The organism is Paraburkholderia sp. A3BS-1L, from assembly GCF_051125215.1.
In the GTDB taxonomy this organism is placed as follows: domain Bacteria; phylum Pseudomonadota; class Gammaproteobacteria; order Burkholderiales; family Burkholderiaceae; genus Paraburkholderia.
In genome coordinates this window covers 545581-561855 of record NZ_CP120445.1, presented here as the reverse complement: position 1 = coordinate 561855, position 16275 = coordinate 545581, and the positions used below count along the sequence as shown (strand labels likewise).

The following is a 16275-nucleotide window of genomic DNA, read 5'->3' as shown; positions in this document are numbered from 1 at the left end:
CCCGCAGTCACACAAAGCAGCAGTAGCAAAAAAACGCACTACCTGGAGGAGACACTCCGTGAAAACTACGCTTCCCGGCCTGCTGATGTCGGCGGCGGTGCTGGGTGCGGCGCTCTTTGCGTTCGCGCCGCGCCCCTTGCCCGCATTCCCTGCCAGCACCATCGCGGCCAATCATCTGCAGATCAACGGCCTCGCGCAGGCCGGCTCGCGCGCCGTTGCTGTGGGCGAGCGCGGCGTGATCCTGCTCAGCGACGACGCGGGCGCAAGCTGGCGGCGCGCCACCGCGGATTACAAAGAGGCGTCCACGTTGACCCAGGTGTTCTTCGTATCGCCGCGCACCGGCATTGCTGTGGGCCACGACGGCGTGATCCTGCGCACCGTGGACGGCGGCGAACACTGGCAGCAGACTCACTTCGATCACCGCCACTCCGACCCGCTGCTCGCGATCTGGGGGCAGCCGAACGGGCCGCTCTTCGTAGCGGGAAGCTTCGGTCAACTCCTCGTGTCGCACGACGAGGGCGCAACGTGGAGCGTCGAGAAGACCCCGGCCGAAGACCGCCATCTGAACGCGATCGCGGGCGACGGCAAGGGGCGCATCGTGATCGCGGGCGAGACCGGCACGCTGCTGGTGTCCAACGACAACGGCGCGACCTGGGACAAGCGTTCGTCGCCCTATGCGGGGTCGCTGTTCGGCGTGCTGCCGCTCGCCGATGGCGCATGGCTCGCCTACGGCATGCGCGGCAACGTGCTGCGTTCGACCGACGGCGCGCAGACGTGGACGCATGTCGACAGCGGCGTGGGCGTCTCGTACTTCGGCGCGGCGCAGTTGAATGGCGGCCGGCTCGTGCTGGTCGGGCAGGGCGGCGCCATCGTTACCTCCGACGACGCGGGCGAGCATTACGCAGTGCGCAAGGTGGGCGGCGTGCAAAGCCTGGCCGCCGTGCTGGACGACGGGCAGGGCCGCCTGCTGGTGGCCGGCGAGCCAGGCGTGATGCGCTGGACGCTGCCCGCGCAGACCGTGCCCGCGCCGCGCGATATCGCTAATGGCAAGAACGCGGCCAACGCGTCGAAGCTCGCGGGCTCCGAAGCCCCCAACGGCGCATCGCCCAGCCCACCTGCGGCCGCCCAGGCCAACGCGCCTTCCTGAACTCGCGGCGCCGTGAATTCTCTTCGCTGCTCCCGTTGCGCTGGTTCGCAGTGCAAACCGCTGTGCCATTCGTTGTGAGACGCACTATGACCGCCTCTACCCGCTCCACCGCGCTCGCGCGCTTCGTCGACCGCTGTGCCGGCGCCATCATGCGCCACCGCCTCGTGCTGCTCGCAGTGTGCCTCGCGCTGACCGCCGCCTTCGGCGTGTCGGCCACGCGTCTGCGGCTCGACCCGGGCTTCAACAAGATGATCCCGATGGAACACCCGTACATGCAGGTGTTCAACCGCTATGCCAGCGCATTCCCCGGCGCGAACACCGTGCTCGTGAGCCTGCGCTGGAAGGGACAGGGCGACATCTATAACGAGCAGTTCATGGACGAACTGCGCCACGCCACCGACGACGTGTTCTTCATCCCCGGCGTGAACCGCTCGCGCGTGTTCTCGCTCTTCACGCCGAACGTGCGCTACACGGAAGTGACCGAAGCGGGCTTTCGCGGCGACGTGGTGGTGCCCGGCCAGTTCAGCAGCGCCAACCCTGAGGATCTCGCGAAGGTGCGCCGCAACGTGGCGCGCTCGGGCCAGATCGGCCGGCTCGTGAGCAACGACCTCAAGGCCGCGCTGATTCGCGCAGAACTGCGCGAGACCGATCCCACCACCGGCAAGCGGCTCGACTATGGCTCGGTGGCGAAGCAACTCGAACAGATTCGCGCGCGCTACGCCAATCGGAATGTCGAAGTGGACATTATCGGCTTTGCCAAGCTCGTGGGCGACGTGGAGTCGGGCATCGCGGGCGTGATGGTGTTCTTCGGCATCGCCTTCGCGGTGACCGCCGTGCTGCTGCTCGCCTACACCCGCTCGCTCAAGACCACGGCGCTCGCGCTGTGCGTCGCGCTGCTGCCGGTTGTCTGGCTGCTGGGCGCGCTGCCGATGCTCGGTCTTGGCATCGACCCGATGTCGATCCTCGTGCCGTTCCTGATTTTCTCGATCGGCGTCTCGCACGCGGTGCAGATGACCAATGCGTGGAAGCAGGCGTTGGCCACGGGTCTTTCATCGGTCGACGCCGCGCGCGACGCGTTCCGAAAGCTGTTCGTGCCGGGCACCGTGGCGCTGCTCACGAATGCGCTGGGCTTCATGGTCATCATGCGCATCCAGATCGACATCGTACGCGAACTGGGCATTACCGCCTGCCTCGGCGTGCTGCTGATGATCGTCACGAACAAGGTGTTCCTGCCGATCCTGCTTTCGTACACGCAGCTGGAGCGCAGCGCGCTTGCGCGTGCGCAGCGCGGCGCGGCACATGCACAGAGCGGCGGCTGGGCGCGCTTCGGCGTGTTCGCAAGGCCACTGCCCGCGCTGGGCGTGTTCGCGGCGGCGCTCGTGCTGCTCGCGTTCGGCACACAAGCCTCGCGCGGCCTGCAGATTGGCGACATCGGCTCGGGCGCGCCCGAACTGCGCGCGAACTCGCGCTACAACATGGATAACGCGCGCATCACGAGCCAGTACAACATTGGTGTCGATGCGCTCGCCGTGATCGTGGCGACCCAGGGCTACGACGACGCCTGCCTCCATTACCCGGTCATGAGCGCCATCGAGCGCTTCGAGATGCAGATGCGCGGCGTGGCCGGCGTGCAGTCGGTGGTGAGCGTGCCGTCGCTCGCGAAGGTGTCGATTGCCGCGTTCAACGAAGGCAACCCGCGCTGGGCCTCGCTGCCGCGCTCGGCTGATGGCCTCACGCAGGGTTCGAGCGCGTTCGACCCCGATAGCGGCATGAACACGGAGAACTGCCAGGCGATTCAGGTGCTCATCTACACCGACAACCACGAGGGCAGCACGATCGCGCACATCGTCGACGAGATCAAGCGCTTCGCGGCCGAGGACCAGACCAGGGGCGTGGCCTTCCACCTCGCGGGCGGCAACGTGGGCGTGATGGCGGCCACCAATGAGGCCGTGGCCGACGCCGAGATCGCCATGCTGCTTTCGATCTTCGGCGCTATCGCGCTGCTGTGCCTCGTGACCTTCCGCTCGTGGCGGGCGGTGCTGTGCGTGATCGTGCCGCTCACGATCGTCTCGATCCTCTGCAATGCGGTGATGGCGAAGCTCGGCATCGGCCTGAAGGTGGCGACGCTGCCGGTGATTACGCTGGGCGTAGGCGTGGGCGTCGATTACGGCATCTATCTCTACGAGCGCCTGCAACACGAAGTGCGCGCGGGCGCGAGCCTGCCCGAGGCGTTCGGCGAGGCGATGCGCCAGCGCGGCACCGCAGCCCTCTTCACGGCGGCCACGATGTTCATCGGCGTGGGCACGTGGGCAGGTTCCGCGCTCAAGTTCCAGGTGGACATGGGCGTACTGCTCGCGTTCATGTTCCTCGTGAACCTGTTCGGCGCGGTGTTCCTGCTGCCCGCGCTCGCCGCCTGGCTGGGCGTGGAGCGCGCGGAGCGGCGCGTGGGCGAGCGTGCCGCGAACGCCGCCACCGCAACGAGCGCCGAGGCCGCAGCCCTTCACGCGAGCGTGAAAGAACCCGCGCATGCACGCCCCTGAAGCCATTCATCAACATCACTGAATAACGTGAAGCACGCGCCGCGCGGAAAAAACGTGCGGCGTCCACTCAAGGAAGGAGAACCCTATGTCCGCACGTCCGTACAAGATCGAAGCGCAGCCGCTCGTGCAGCGCTATGCCCGTGGCTGGCACTGCCTCGGGCTCGCGAACGACTATCGGGACGGCAGGCCGCATACGCTCAACGTGTTCGGCAAGCGGCTGGCCGCATTCGCCGATTCTACGGGCCAGATTCGCGTGGTGGACGGCTATTGCCCGCACATGGGCGCGGACCTCTCGACCGGCCGCGTGGAAGGCGACACGCTCGTGTGTCCGTTCCACGGCTGGCAATGGGATGGCGATGGTCAATGCCAGTCCATTCCCTATTGCAAGCGCATTCCGCCCAAGGCAAAGATCGGCGCGTGGCGAACCTGCGAGCAGAACAAGCTGCTGTTCGTCTGGCACGATCCCGAAGGCGGCGAGCCGCCCGAGAGCGTGGCGATCCCGCCCATCGCCGCGTGCGAATCGGACGAGTGGTCCGACTGGGTCGTGGACAAGATGGTGATCGGCACGAACTGCCGCGAACTGGTGGACAACATTTCCGACATGGCGCATTTCGCGACCGTGCACGGCGCGCCGGTGGACTACTTCGCGAATCTGTTCGAAGATCACAAGGCCACGCAATTGCTGGTGGGCCGCAGCGCGCGGCTCGGCGACGACGAACTGATCGCGCTCTCCACCTATTTCGGCCCGGCATATCACATCACGGAGATGTCGGGAACCAGCGGCGGTCACCCGATCAACTCGATCCTGCTGAACTGCCACGTGCCCATCGACATGAACAGCTTTGAGCTGCGCTATGGCGTGATGGTCAAGAAAATTCCGGGTCTCCCGGAAGAACAGAACATGGAGATTGCGCGCGCCTATGTGGCCCAGGCGCAGGCGGCGTTCTATGAAGACGTGGCGATCTGGGACAGCAAGACCCGCATCGACAATCCGCTGCTCTGCGAAGGCGATGGTCCGCTCTATCAGATGCGCGACTGGTACAACCAGTTTTACCTCGATGCCGCCGACGTGCGGCCCGCGACCCGCGCACGCAAGGTCTTCGAGATCAAGGTGGACGAGGGCGGTTCGGTGCCGCCGCTGCATCACGTGTTCGAAAGCCGGGCATAGAAAAAATGTGCTGGAAAGCAGGGGCGCGGCCCGAACAGCCGCGCCCGATTCGTTTAATGCGCGTTGAACACGAGGATGCCGCCAAACGGGAAGTTGGTTGCGCCGGGTTGGAACGGCACGTAGACCTGATTGGTTGCGCCATCCACGGCCACCGAGTGCACGCCGTTGCCGACCGGAACCTGCGCAATGAGCTTGCGGCTCGCTCCGTCGATTACGCCGAGCAGCGGCGTATATCCCGAGTCGGCCGCCGTGCCGTTCGCCGTTTCGTGCCGGGCGGGCAGGAAGTAGCGGTTCGACACCGAATCGTAGGCCACCTGATCGACACCGCCGAAGGGTACCGTGGCGAGCGTCGAGCCCGTGGTGCGGTCGAGGATCAGCGAGCCCAGCTTCTGGCCCGCTGGCTGATCGCAGCCCACCAGCATGTCGTTGTTCGGGCCGAGCGCGAGCCCGGTCGGCGAGCAGTTGCCAAGCGGATAAACGCTCGACACGGCTGGCGTGCCGGCCACTACCGAAGCCGCCGGAATCACATCGACTTCGCCTTCGGGGTTTGCCGGCGTACCGTCGTTGTTGATCAGGAAGCTCTTCGTTTTGGGATCATACGCGCAGGCCTCGAGACCCGACGAGGTCGTGAACGTCAGCTTCGACATGACGGTGCGGGTCTTGTTCGAAATGAAGGTCGTGAACGGCGGCGTGTCGCCGGGGCTCGCGAACATCACGATGTCGTCATCGGGGTCGTAGCAGCCTTCGTCCACGCGCTCGCCCGCGTCGCTCACCGCAATCGTGCCCACCACCTGCTGCGCCGCCGTATCGATAACCTTGACGTTGTTCACGTCGCCCGCGTACAGCGTGCTGGTGCCGGGAATGCCGACGAGGCCGTCGGGGCCAGAGGTATCGGTGGTTTTGCCGATGCCAGTGAAGCCGCCCTTGATTTGCGCGACGAGCGTATTGGTGTGCGTATCGACGACATCCACGGAGGAATTGTTGCGGTCTGCCAGGTAGTACTTGCCGGAGTCGACGTAGCTGATGTCGAAGCTGAACGCCGGGTTGGTCGAATTGGGCACTTTGATCGTCGCCTGCTCTGCGGGCGCGGCAACGGTGCTGGCCGAGCTGCCATTGTTGCTGCTGCCGCCGCACGCCGCCAGGCCCACTGACAAGGCGAGCGCAATTGCGGACCGGAATCGTCCTTGCATGTCATCCTCCATTTCTGTTTGCGTGTCGAAATTGGTGATCGCTCTATATGCAAACATTAAATTAGAGCGCGGCATGCATGAAAGCAGATTTCATTGCCGGATCAAAGAAGGCGGCGCAGCAATCCGTAAAAGATGTTTTATTTCAATGTGTTGATGATGGGTGCTGGAATGGTATTTTCAGTCGATCCTTTTTTGATTAATTTGAGAAGGATTTGCAAACGGTGCGGCTAATGAAAGCATTGTATTTAAATTGAAAACATAATCTGGCTATTTATTCTTTTAATTTTTCAATTTTTAAAAAATGAGTTAATTGATTCTTTTAATTCATGACTAACAAAACGGCAAGCGTGCCGGCGCAGTGGTTTCATCGATATCCGATCGGCTCGTGCGGATGCGCGTTCTTCAAATCTTCGAGGAAGGCCTGCACGATGGGGTCGTGGCTGCTGCGCTTCTGGGTGACCATGTGAAACGTCACTTCATAGGCGAGCTTCGCGGGATTGAGCGCCGCGAGCCGCCCGCTGCGCACGAGCGGCGCCGCGAACTGCTGCGGCAGGTAGCCCAGATGGTGGCCCGAGAGAATCAGGAGCGACACCGCCTCCATGTTGTCGGCCTGCGCGGTGACCTTGTTCGCGCTCGTCGAATGTTGCGCCTCTGGCGTCGGGTAAGTGCGCCAGACCCATTCGTGATGGGCGGCCTCGGAGGGCGAGAGCTTGCCTGCGCGCTCGAACAGCGGATGGCCGCGCCCGCAATAAGCGATCTGCCGCTCGATAAAGAGCGGCGTGTATTCGAGCGTGGGCACGCGATGCCAGAAATAGCCCACGGCGATCTGAATGTCGCCATTGAGCAGTTGCTCTTCGAGCTCGCCCGGCGATTTCACGGAGATCGAGAAGCGGACCGCTTCGTCGCGCTGCTTGAACGAGGCGATGGCCTCGCTGATGCGCGCGTTCTCGCCGATCGGCGCGTGGCCGATCAGGCCGATTGCCAGCGTGCCGACCAGCTTGCGGTCGAGGTGCCGCGCCTTGAGGGCGAATTCCTCGGCGGCGGCGAGCAGCGTGATGGCCAGCTCGTACATGCGCTCGCCTTTTTCGGTCAGCCGAAAGCCGCTGCGGCCGCGCTCGCACAGCCGGTAGCCGAGGCGCGTCTCGAGCGTCGAGAGTTGCGCGCTGATGGTGGGCTGGCTCACGTTGAGCGTCGTTTGCGCGACGCTCACGCCGCCGGCTTCCACCACGGCCACAAAAACGCGCAGCAGACGCAGGTCGAGGTCGGTCAGGTTGCCGAGCATGGCTTCTCCGGGGAATTCTTCGATACATAGCATTTTATCAATGTGAACAGTGGGGAATCGTTATTTATCTTTGTTTGACGGATGCTTGAAACTGCGCCTGTAGCCGATTCGCATGATCCGGCAGAATCAATGAGAACGTGGAGCGCAGATATGTCTGAACAATATTTCCAGCCCCTCGGGGGCAATGTCATGCCGCGCTGCGGCGGTATCGCGACGATGATGCGCCTGCCGCAGGTAGAGAACGCCAAGGGTCTCGACGCCTGCTTCGTGGGCGTGCCGTTCGATCTGGGCACCTCGAACCGCACGGGCGCGCGCTTCGGTCCGCGCCAGGTCCGCACCGAGTCGGTGCTGCTGCGCCCCTATAACATGGCGACGCGTGCGGCGCCGTTCGACTCGCTGCAAGTGGCCGACATCGGCGACGTGGCGATCAATCCCTACAACCTCGCCGATTCGATCACGCGCATCGAACACGCGTACGACGCCATTCTCGAACACGACTGCCGGCCGATCACGCTCGGCGGCGACCACACCATCACGTTGCCGATCCTGCGCGCGATCCATCGCAAGCATGGCCCCGTGGGCCTGATTCACGTGGACGCGCATGCGGACGTGAACGACACGATGTTCGGCGAGAAGATCGCCCACGGCACGCCGTTTCGCCGCGCCGTCGAAGAAGGGCTGCTGGATTGCAACCGTGTGGTGCAGATCGGTCTGCGCGGCACGGGCTACGAGGCCGAGGACTTCGACTGGTGCCGTCAGCAAGGCTTCCGCGTCGTGCAGGCCGAGGAATGCTGGAACCAGTCGCTCGCGCCGCTGATGGAAGAAGTGCGCGCGCGCGTGCAGGGCGGCCCGGTCTACCTGAGCTTCGATATCGACGGCATCGACCCGGCCTACGCGCCAGGCACCGGCACGCCCGAAATCGCGGGCCTGACCGTGCCGCAGGCGCTCGAAATCATTCGCGGCACCTGGGGCATCGACATTGTGGGCGCGGACCTCGTGGAAGTCGCGCCGCCGTATGACCCGTTTGGCACCACGGCGCTTTTGGGCGCGAATCTCGCGTTCGAAATGCTTTGCGTGCTGCCGGGCGTGAAGCGCCGCGCGTGAGCGGGCAGCAGGGAAGCCGCAGCGAGACAGAAGCGAAGCAGAAGCGAAGCAGCAGAAGAGCAGAATCATCAGGAGACTTGTTGTATGACAGCACACGAGCATGCCGGGTACGCGGCGACCGGGGACGAGGGCATCGAGATCGAAAGCCATTCGATCGACTACATCCCCGAAAGCGAACGCCACGCGAAACTCAGTAGCCAGGGGCCGTTCTGGTTCCTTGGCAACTTCCACTTCTTCACGATCTCGATCGGCTTCGTGGGCCCGAGCATGGGGCTCTCGGCTGGCTGGACCACGCTTGGCGGCGCGCTCGGCATCATGTTCGGCACCATCTTCATGGCGTTTCACGGCTCGCAGGGGCCGGAAATGGGTCTGCCGCAGATGATCCAGTCGCGCGCGCAGTTCGGCTATCGCGGCGTGGCGCTCGCGCTGCTCGCGACGCTTTTCGTGTTCGTGGGCTTTAACGTCGTCAATGTTTCGCTGATCATGAGCGGGCTGAAAGAGGTGTTCGGGCTGAGCCCGGCGCTGGTGGCGGTGGTCGCGGCGGTTGCGGGCGGGCTGCTCGCGGTCTTCGGGCACGACGTCATGCACAAGGCGTTCAAATGGGCGCTGATCGCGACGCTGCCGCTCTATGCGCTCGTGACGCTGGCGCTGCTGTTTGGCGTGGGCAAGGGCGGTGCCAGCGCGGCGAGTGCTGCAAGCGCGGTGGGCGCGGCTAGCGCGCATGCGGGCTTCAACTGGGTGGCGTTCATCACGCAGTTCGCCATCGGCGCGAGCTACAACATCTCGTATGCGCCGTACGTGTCCGACTACTCGCGCTATCTGCCGAAGCACACGAGCCGAGCGAAGCTGGTCTCGGCGATTTTCCTGGGCGCGTCGCTCTCGGGCGCGTGGATGATTGGCCTGGGCGCGTGGCTCGCGCAGCAACTGCGGGCAACGGATGCGCTCGTCGCGCTCAACCAGGTGGGTGCGAAGCTGTTCCCGGGCTGCGGCGCGATCCTCGTGGTGGTGTCGGTGGCGGGCTTCCTGCCCATCATCGCGCTGAACACCTATAGCGCGATGCTCACGCTCCTGACCGGCGTGGACTCGTTCCGCAAGATCCAGCCCACGCGCCGCGCGCGCGTTGGCGCGGTGCTCGCGATCAGCGCGATCGTGCTCGTGTGCACGCTCTCGATTCCGGGCAACGGCGTGGCGCTGCTCAACACGTTCCTCGTGCTGATGCTGTATTTCCTCGTGCCCTGGACCGCGGTGAATCTGGTCGACTATTTCTTCGTGCGCAAGGGCCGCTACGCGATCACGCACTTCTTTACGCCGAACGGTATTTACGGCGCGTGGCAGGCGCGCGGGATTGCAGCGTACCTGGTGGGCTTCGCGGCGATGATCCCGTTCTTCTCCATCGTCGACAACGAGTCGGGCAAGGAGATTTTCGTGGGTTACTTCGCGCACCAGATGAGCGGCATCGATCTGGCCTGGCTCGTCGGTCTGATCGTTGCGGGAGCAACCTATTACGTGCTCAGCCGCTCGCTCGACCTCGCAGCCGAGGAAAAAGTGATCCGCACGATCGGCGAACGTGACATCCTGGCGATGGCGCGTCAGTTGGCGGAGCATTGATCGTTCGAAGCCGGCTTTTGCGCGAACCCTGAAGGAACCGCGGTGATATGCTCGCCGCGTTTTTTTATGTGCGCCCGGCATGGGCGCATTCCAAACGGCATCGCGGCGACCCCGCCACCAAAAAAGCGGAATAATTGTTGCATGGGCGGTCGACAGTGGTGCTAAAAAACGCGCACCGTTCAATTCCGGCGCGCGTTTCGTGGCGGAGCTGCAATGCAGCCCGATAAAGGAACGACTCAAGACTCGTCAGTCAAGCCGCCACAGCCAAACGCCGCGCACGCGCCATGTTGATCGCCGTATCTTCGATCATGTCCTCCTGCCCCCCCACGAGGCGCTGGCGGCCCAACTCGACGAGGATGTCACGGGCAGGCACGCCGTACTTCGCCTCGGCGCGCTTCGCGAACAACAGGAACGACGAATAAACGCCGGCATAACCGAGCGTAAGCGCGTCGCGGTCCACGCGGATGGGCGTGTCCATGATCGGCAGAACGAGGTCTTCGGCCACGTCGGAGATCGCGAACACGTCCACGCCGGTCTTGATGCCCATGCGCTCGCACACGGCCGCGAACACTTCCATGGGCGTATTGCCTGCACCCGCGCCCAGCCCGGCCGCTGCGGCGTCGATGCGGCGCGCGCCAGCCTCGATGGCCGCGAGCGAGTTCGCAATGCCCATGGCGAGATTGTGGTGGCCGTGAAAGCCCAGTTCGGTCCCGGGGCGCAGTGCGTCGCGCACGGGCTTGAGCCGTGCGGTCACATCGTGCGGGAGCATGTAGCCCGCGGAGTCGGTGACGTAGATGCAGTTCGCGCCATATGATTCCATCAGCTTCGCCTGCTCGACCAGCAGTTCTGGCGGGGCCATGTGCGCCATCATCAGGAATCCTACCGTGTCCATGCCGAGCTCGCGCGCGAGGCCGATATGCTGGCCGGAAACGTCGGCTTCCGTGCAGTGCGTGGCCACACGGATCGTGTTTACGCCAAGCGAATACGCCATGCGCAGATGGTCGACGGTGCCGATGCCGGGCAGCAGCAGCGCCGAAACTTTTGCCTGCTTCAGTTCGCCGATCACGGCTTCGAGGTAGGCTTCGTCGCTATGCGCGGGAAAGCCGTAGTTGACCGATTCGCCGCCCAGGCCGTCGCCGTGCGTGACTTCGATAAGCGGCACGCCCGCGGCGTCGAGTCCGCGTGCGATGCTGCGCATCTGGTCCAGCGAGATCTGGTGGCGCTTCGGGTGCATGCCGTCGCGCAGCGTCATGTCGTGCACGGTGATGTGCGTGCCCGCGAGCGGGTGCAGGGGGGCTGCGTTGCTTGCTGCGTTGGTGGTTTGCATCGTGATTCCCATCGTGTCGGTTTCAGGCGGTCGTGGCGGCGAGCATCTGCTCGGCGAACACTTCGCCGGTGCGGGCGGCGGCGGCCGTCATGATGTCGAGGTTGCCGGCGTAGCGCGGCAGGTAATCGCCCAGGCCCGCCACTTCCATGAATACGGAAACGCGCTTGCCGTCGAATACCGGACCGTTCTTGAGCGTGTAGCCCGGCACGTAGCGGCGCACTTCTTCCACCATCTTGTGCACCGAGGCGGTGATGGCTTCGACGTTGGGTTCATCCTCGGTGAGGCAGTGGATCGTGTCGCGCATGATGAGTGGCGGCTCGGCCGGATTGATCACGATAATCGCCTTGCCGCGCTTCGCGCCGCCGACCATTTCGATCGCGCGCGCCGTGGTGCGCGTGAATTCGTCGATGTTCTTGCGCGTGCCGGGGCCGACTGAGCGCGAGGACACCGTCGCGACGATCTCGCCGTAGGCTACGGGCTGCACGCGCGCGACCGCGTGCACGATGGGGATGGTGGCCTGGCCGCCGCAAGTGACCATGTTGACATTGAGCGTGTCGCCCAGGCGCTCGCCCAGATTCACGGGCGGCACGCAGAACGGACCGATGGCGGCGGGCGTGAGGTCGATCACGCGCACGCCGCGTGCGGTCAGTTTGTCGGAGTGCTCGCGGTGCGCGTAGGCCGAGGTCGCGTCGAAGGCGATGCGGATCCCATCGGCTTCCAGGTGATGCAGCAGACCGTCGATGCCTTCGGACGTTGTCTTCAGGCCCAGTGCCTGGGCGCGCGCGAGTCCCTCGGAGGTCGGGTCGACGCCGACCATCCAGACCGGTTCGAGCACGGCGCTGCGGCGCAGCTTGTAGAGCAGATCGGTGCCGATGTTGCCGGGGCCGATCAGCGCGCATTGAATTTTGCTCATGGATTTTTCCTTGTTCATGGGGTCTTCAAAGCAATTCGGATTCCGGATGATTGACGCTTCGTTCAAACGAAGCACACCTCGCAGCCGCCAATGCCTTCGATACGCATCGAGAGCCGGTCGCCCGCACCCACCGGAATCAGCGCGGCCAGCGCGCCCGAGAGCACGACTTCTCCCGCGAGCAGCGGCATGCCGAGTTCGCCGAGCGTGTTGGCGAGCCAGGCCACGGCGTCGGCGGGGTGGCCGAGCGCGGCCGCGCCCACGCCAACGCCTGCGTTGACGCCGTTTTTCTCGATGCGCATGCGGCACGCGTCGAGCTCGACGTCATGCGGTGCAACGCGTTCGGAGCCGAGCACGTAGACGCCGCTCGAGGCGTTATCGGCCACGGTGTCGCCGATGCGGATTGCCCAGTCGCGGATGCGCGAATCGACGATCTCGAAGCACGCGCCCACGGCTTCGGTTGCTTCGAGCACCGCTGCGCGGTCGACGCCCGGGCCGCGCAGATCTCGGCGCAGGTAGAACGCGATCTCGCCTTCGGCGCGCGGCTGGATCAGCGTGTTGGCGGGAATCGCCGCACCGCTTGCGTACTGCATGTCGGAGAGCAGCATGCCGAAGTCGGGCTGGCGCACGTCGAGCATGTCCTGCACGGCCTTGCTGGTTACGCCGATCTTCTTGCCGACCACGGCAGCGCCCGCTGCCATGCGGCGCGCGATGTAGTGCTGCTGGATGCGGTAAGCGTCGGCGAGCGCGAGTTCGGGCAGGCGCGAGGTGAGCGGCGCGATCGGCATGCGTTCGAGCCAGGCCTCATAAAGCGCGTCGCCTGACGCGGCGTGTTGGGCAGGGGTCATGTCGGTGGCGTTCATCGTGAATGAGGAAAAAAAGCCCGCATACGCTCAGGCATGGGCTTGAGGCATGCGGGCAAGCTCGCGAAAGGAACGCGTCAGACGCCGTCGCCGCGGATCGCGTCCGGCGAGTAGTAGGCTTCGTTCGTCTGCGTGGTGGGCGTCAGGACCGGCATTGGCTCCTGGTTCGACAAGCGGTCGGCGTAATAGGCGCCCGAGATCAGGTCGTGATAGAACACCGAGGTCGAATAGAAGGTCTTGGCGTCGAAGGCGTAGACCGTGGGCGCGAAGTTGGTGCGCCACAAGGTGCCGCGCGCGTCATAGTTGTCGGCGGCCACGGCAGCCCAGGTGTCCTCGTCCAGATAGATCACGCGCTTGGCGTACTGGTGGCGGAAGCCCGGTTTCAGCGTGGCCTGGAGCACCCATACGCGATGCAACTCGAAGCGCATGTACTGCATGTCTTCATGGCCCTTCGTGAGTAGCGCCGCGTACTTGACCGACGGATCCATCAGCTTGTAGTTGTCGTACGGTACGTAGACTTCGCGCTTGCCGACGATCTTCCAGTCGTAGCGCTCGCCCGAGCCGTTGAAGAGACGGTCGTCGTCTACGGTGCGGAAGCCGCCCGGCCCCTGGGGCTGGTCGAAGCCGAACTCCGGCGACTGGCGCACGCGCCGCGTGCCCGGGTTATAGGTCCATGTGCGGCGAGTGTCGGAGCCGGTCTGGTCCCACATTTCGTAACCCGTAATGATGGTGCCGCGGTCGGAAAGCGGCAGTGCAACGGTCATGCGGAAGAAGCTCATGCCGTTGAGATTGCTTTTGGGATCGTATGGCTCGCCTGCGCGCGGGCCATAGATCGAATACTTCACCTTGCCCCATGCGATATTGCCGTCCGGGTAGACCACGGCCTGGTCGTAGGTCGCGTTCTCCGACTCGATCATCGAGGAGAAGCGCAGATTCCACATGGCCTCCACGCCGTTCTTCGGCACCGGGAAGGGCGCCCCGGGCGGGAAGTCCTTCAGGCCGTTCTGGTCCTTCGTCATCGTGGTGTTGGGCGCGTATTCCTTGATCGCCTTGTACGTGGACTCGGGCGCGCCGAAGTCGCGGTGACTCGGGTAGACGGTGATCTTGAACGTATCCGGGTACTTCCTGAAGAGCGCCTTTTCGCCGTCGGTGAGTCGCGCTGCGTACTGATCCATGTTTTGCGCAGTGATCGTGAAGAGCGGCTTGTCGCTTGCGTACGGGTCGGGGTAGCGCTCGCCCGGCTTGTAGTTCACGCTCGACGGCGCGCCGACCCACTTGCCTGTCCAGGCCGGGATCGTGCCGTCCGCGTTGCCGGCGCGCTCGGCGCCGAACGGCGTGAGCGTGGTATCGAGCTTGGCGATGTCTTCGGCGCTCGTCTTCGCGAACGAGCCGGTGGCAAGCGCGACGCCTGCGGCGATGGCGCAGGCTTGCATGGCGTAGTGAAAAGTGCGACTCATATCCATTCCTCTTGCAGTAAAGATACGGCTGGATCAAACACCTCGAAAGCGGGCGCCGAACCGTACGGCGCCATGGCTTCAGAAGGAGTACGTGGCGGTAGCGAGAACGTAATCGCGATCGGCTAGCTGACGCATGTTGGGGTCGGGCTTGCCCAGAAACTTCGCGTAGACCAGCCCGAGCTTGAGGTTCGAGAGGCGCGTGAAGTTCACGCCCACCGTGACGCGGTGGTCGCCCACGCCGGTAAGCGAACCGAGTGCGCCCGCGAGCGCGGAGGTGCCCGTGAAATCGTCGGAGTAGGTGAGCGGCACGTCGAGATCCCAGCCATTGAAGACGTTCTTGTAGCTGAGCGTCCAGGCCACTTCGAAGGCCGCTGCGTTGCGCGAGTTTGCGAGCGTGGTCGAGCCGTACACCGGCGTGACGTTGCCGGTGTGCACGTACGACACTTCGGCAACCAGCGTTTGCGAGGCGGCGAGCCACGTCGGCCCGGTCGCATAGATCGCGGAAAGGTTCGACTGCCAGACGTCGCCGCGCGTGGCCGTCGGGCCCGAGGGCGCGTTCACGAGCACGGCCGCGCCCTGTCGGTACGAGGTTTCGCCGGCGACGTTCGCGCCGGCCAGGTCTGTCGAGAAGCTCAGGCCGGTCAGCTTGATGTGATCGAAGTACTTTTGCTGGTACTGGATCGTCGGGTAGTAGCTGAACACGACACTCGGGTTCATGTCGTTGTAGTGCAGGTAGTACGCGCCGATCTCGGTGGAGCCGGCCACGCGCCAGCGCGCACCCACGCCCCACTGGTCGTAGTTGCTCGGCTTGATGTCGCCGCCGCGCGGAATGATCATCCCGCCCGGCCCGATCAGGAACTGCGCGCCTGGCCCAACGATGTCCGAGTAGCTGAAGTAGCTGCCCGGCGCGGTGAGCTGGTTGTGCTGGAACGCGAACTGCCAGTAGGCCATCACGCTGAAGTCGGGGGTGATCTGCCATTGCGAGGAGATCTGCGGAACCGGCAGCAGGATGTCCTTCACTTCGGCGCCTGCCACGTACGACTTGGTGGCGTCGGCGGGGCCTTGCGCGCCCGCGATGTTCGGGAAGAACACGCTTTCGCCCCACGCCAGCACCTGGTCGCCCACCTTCACATTGAGGTTGGTCTGGCCGATATGGAAGGTGTTGTACACGTAGGCCGCGAGCAGTTGCGTTCGCGCGCCGGCCCAGTAGCTCGTGTCGCCCGTGAACTGGTTGTAGGTGCCGGAATGGTTGACCGTGAACGGCGCGTCGTTGTAGTTCGGACGGTGATAGACCTGGTCGTAGAACGCATCCGCGCGCACGAACACGCCCCAGTCGTCGTGCTTGAGATTGACCTCGCCCAGGATGTTGACCTGGTTCTCCATCAGTTTGCCGGCCTTCTGGAAGTTGCGGTCGCCGTCGTCGCCGTTGATGTTGGTCGGGCCGAGCAGATCGCCGCTGGCTGCGCGCGTGCGCATGCCGAGCCCGTAGCCGAGCGTGAAGTTGTAGTCGAGCGTGGTGTTGTTGCCGAAGTCGATCTGGTCACCCGCCCACGCGCTCGTTGCGGCGCTCACGCACGCGGCTGCAAGGGCGAGCCGGCAGGCGGCGGTGATCGGTCGTAACGCACGCGGTGTGTCGATTCTCATTGTGTCTCCTCTGTTGGCTCCGTGATGGCGCTGTG

12 protein-coding genes are annotated in these 16275 nt (G+C 64.4%); 5 read left to right on the top strand and 7 right to left on the bottom strand.

The annotated features are described in order from the left end of the window. Window positions 1-58 precede the first annotated feature (58 nt). From P5W99_RS33255 to P5W99_RS33245, 3 genes are all read left to right on the top strand, one after another. A complete protein-coding gene (locus tag P5W99_RS33255) occupies window positions 59-1147 on the top strand; it encodes a WD40/YVTN/BNR-like repeat-containing protein (protein ID WP_421028098.1) in 1089 nt (362 codons plus the stop codon). 86 nt (window positions 1148-1233) lie between these two features. Further along, on the top strand, window positions 1234-3687 hold the full coding sequence (locus P5W99_RS33250; RefSeq protein ID WP_421028097.1) for an efflux RND transporter permease subunit: 2454 nt from the start codon (window positions 1234-1236) through the stop codon (window positions 3685-3687). An 85-nt stretch (window positions 3688-3772) separates the two neighbouring features. Then, window positions 3773-4855 (top strand): Rieske 2Fe-2S domain-containing protein, encoded by a 1083-nt coding sequence (locus P5W99_RS33245; RefSeq protein ID WP_421028096.1) that lies wholly within the window; start codon window positions 3773-3775, stop codon window positions 4853-4855. A 53-nt stretch (window positions 4856-4908) separates the two neighbouring features. On the opposite strand, the gene P5W99_RS33240 is transcribed toward P5W99_RS33245, so the two are convergent. Further along, a complete protein-coding gene (locus P5W99_RS33240; RefSeq protein ID WP_421028095.1) occupies window positions 4909-6045 on the bottom strand; it encodes a YncE family protein in 1137 nt (378 codons plus the stop codon). A 364-nt stretch (window positions 6046-6409) separates the two neighbouring features. Next, window positions 6410-7327, bottom strand: a complete 918-nt coding sequence (locus P5W99_RS33235; protein WP_434665507.1) for a LysR family transcriptional regulator — start codon at window positions 7325-7327, stop codon at window positions 6410-6412. Between the two features lie 150 nt (window positions 7328-7477). On the opposite strand from P5W99_RS33235, the gene speB reads away from it, so the two are divergent. Further along, entirely contained in the window at window positions 7478-8431 is a 954-nt protein-coding gene (speB, locus tag P5W99_RS33230) for an agmatinase (RefSeq protein WP_421028093.1), read from the top strand. 84 nt (window positions 8432-8515) lie between these two features. Then, window positions 8516-10039 (top strand): purine-cytosine permease family protein, encoded by a 1524-nt coding sequence (locus P5W99_RS33225; protein ID WP_421028092.1) that lies wholly within the window; start codon window positions 8516-8518, stop codon window positions 10037-10039. Window positions 10040-10289: 250 nt separating this feature from the next. On the opposite strand, the gene dmpG is transcribed toward P5W99_RS33225, so the two are convergent. From dmpG to P5W99_RS33200, 5 genes are all read right to left on the bottom strand, one after another. Further along, on the bottom strand, window positions 10290-11366 hold the full coding sequence (gene dmpG / locus P5W99_RS33220) for a 4-hydroxy-2-oxovalerate aldolase (RefSeq protein WP_421028091.1): 1077 nt from the start codon (window positions 11364-11366) through the stop codon (window positions 10290-10292). A gap of 22 nt (window positions 11367-11388) precedes the next feature. Continuing rightward, window positions 11389-12279 carry an acetaldehyde dehydrogenase (acetylating) gene (locus P5W99_RS33215; protein WP_421028090.1) on the bottom strand — a complete coding sequence of 297 codons (891 nt, stop codon included), beginning with the start codon at window positions 12277-12279 and terminating at the stop codon, window positions 11389-11391. Between the two features lie 62 nt (window positions 12280-12341). Next, a complete protein-coding gene (locus P5W99_RS33210; protein WP_421028089.1) occupies window positions 12342-13124 on the bottom strand; it encodes a fumarylacetoacetate hydrolase family protein in 783 nt (260 codons plus the stop codon). A 92-nt stretch (window positions 13125-13216) separates the two neighbouring features. Then, on the bottom strand, window positions 13217-14596 hold the full coding sequence (locus tag P5W99_RS33205; protein ID WP_421028088.1) for a DUF1329 domain-containing protein: 1380 nt from the start codon (window positions 14594-14596) through the stop codon (window positions 13217-13219). Window positions 14597-14674: 78 nt separating this feature from the next. Beyond that, entirely contained in the window at window positions 14675-16240 is a 1566-nt protein-coding gene (locus P5W99_RS33200) for a DUF1302 domain-containing protein (protein ID WP_421028087.1), read from the bottom strand. Between the last annotated feature and the right edge of the window lie 35 nt (window positions 16241-16275).

What these genes read in the sequence shown, in the direction of transcription:
- P5W99_RS33250 (WP_421028097.1), top strand. Translation starts at nt 1,234, where the DNA reads ATGACCGCCTCTACCCGCTCCACCGCGCTCGCGCGCTTCGTCGACCGC.
- P5W99_RS33245 (WP_421028096.1), top strand. Translation starts at nt 3,773, where the DNA reads ATGTCCGCACGTCCGTACAAGATCGAAGCGCAGCCGCTCGTGCAGCGC.
- P5W99_RS33240 (WP_421028095.1), bottom strand. Translation starts at nt 6,045, where the DNA reads ATGCAAGGACGATTCCGGTCCGCAATTGCGCTCGCCTTGTCAGTGGGC.
- P5W99_RS33235 (WP_434665507.1), bottom strand. Translation starts at nt 7,327, where the DNA reads ATGCTCGGCAACCTGACCGACCTCGACCTGCGTCTGCTGCGCGTTTTT.
- speB (WP_421028093.1), top strand. Translation starts at nt 7,478, where the DNA reads ATGTCTGAACAATATTTCCAGCCCCTCGGGGGCAATGTCATGCCGCGC.
- P5W99_RS33225 (WP_421028092.1), top strand. Translation starts at nt 8,516, where the DNA reads ATGACAGCACACGAGCATGCCGGGTACGCGGCGACCGGGGACGAGGGC.
- dmpG (WP_421028091.1), bottom strand. Translation starts at nt 11,366, where the DNA reads ATGCAAACCACCAACGCAGCAAGCAACGCAGCCCCCCTGCACCCGCTC.
- P5W99_RS33215 (WP_421028090.1), bottom strand. Translation starts at nt 12,279, where the DNA reads ATGAGCAAAATTCAATGCGCGCTGATCGGCCCCGGCAACATCGGCACC.
- P5W99_RS33210 (WP_421028089.1), bottom strand. Translation starts at nt 13,124, where the DNA reads ATGACCCCTGCCCAACACGCCGCGTCAGGCGACGCGCTTTATGAGGCC.
- P5W99_RS33205 (WP_421028088.1), bottom strand. Translation starts at nt 14,596, where the DNA reads ATGAGTCGCACTTTTCACTACGCCATGCAAGCCTGCGCCATCGCCGCA.
- P5W99_RS33200 (WP_421028087.1), bottom strand. Translation starts at nt 16,240, where the DNA reads ATGAGAATCGACACACCGCGTGCGTTACGACCGATCACCGCCGCCTGC.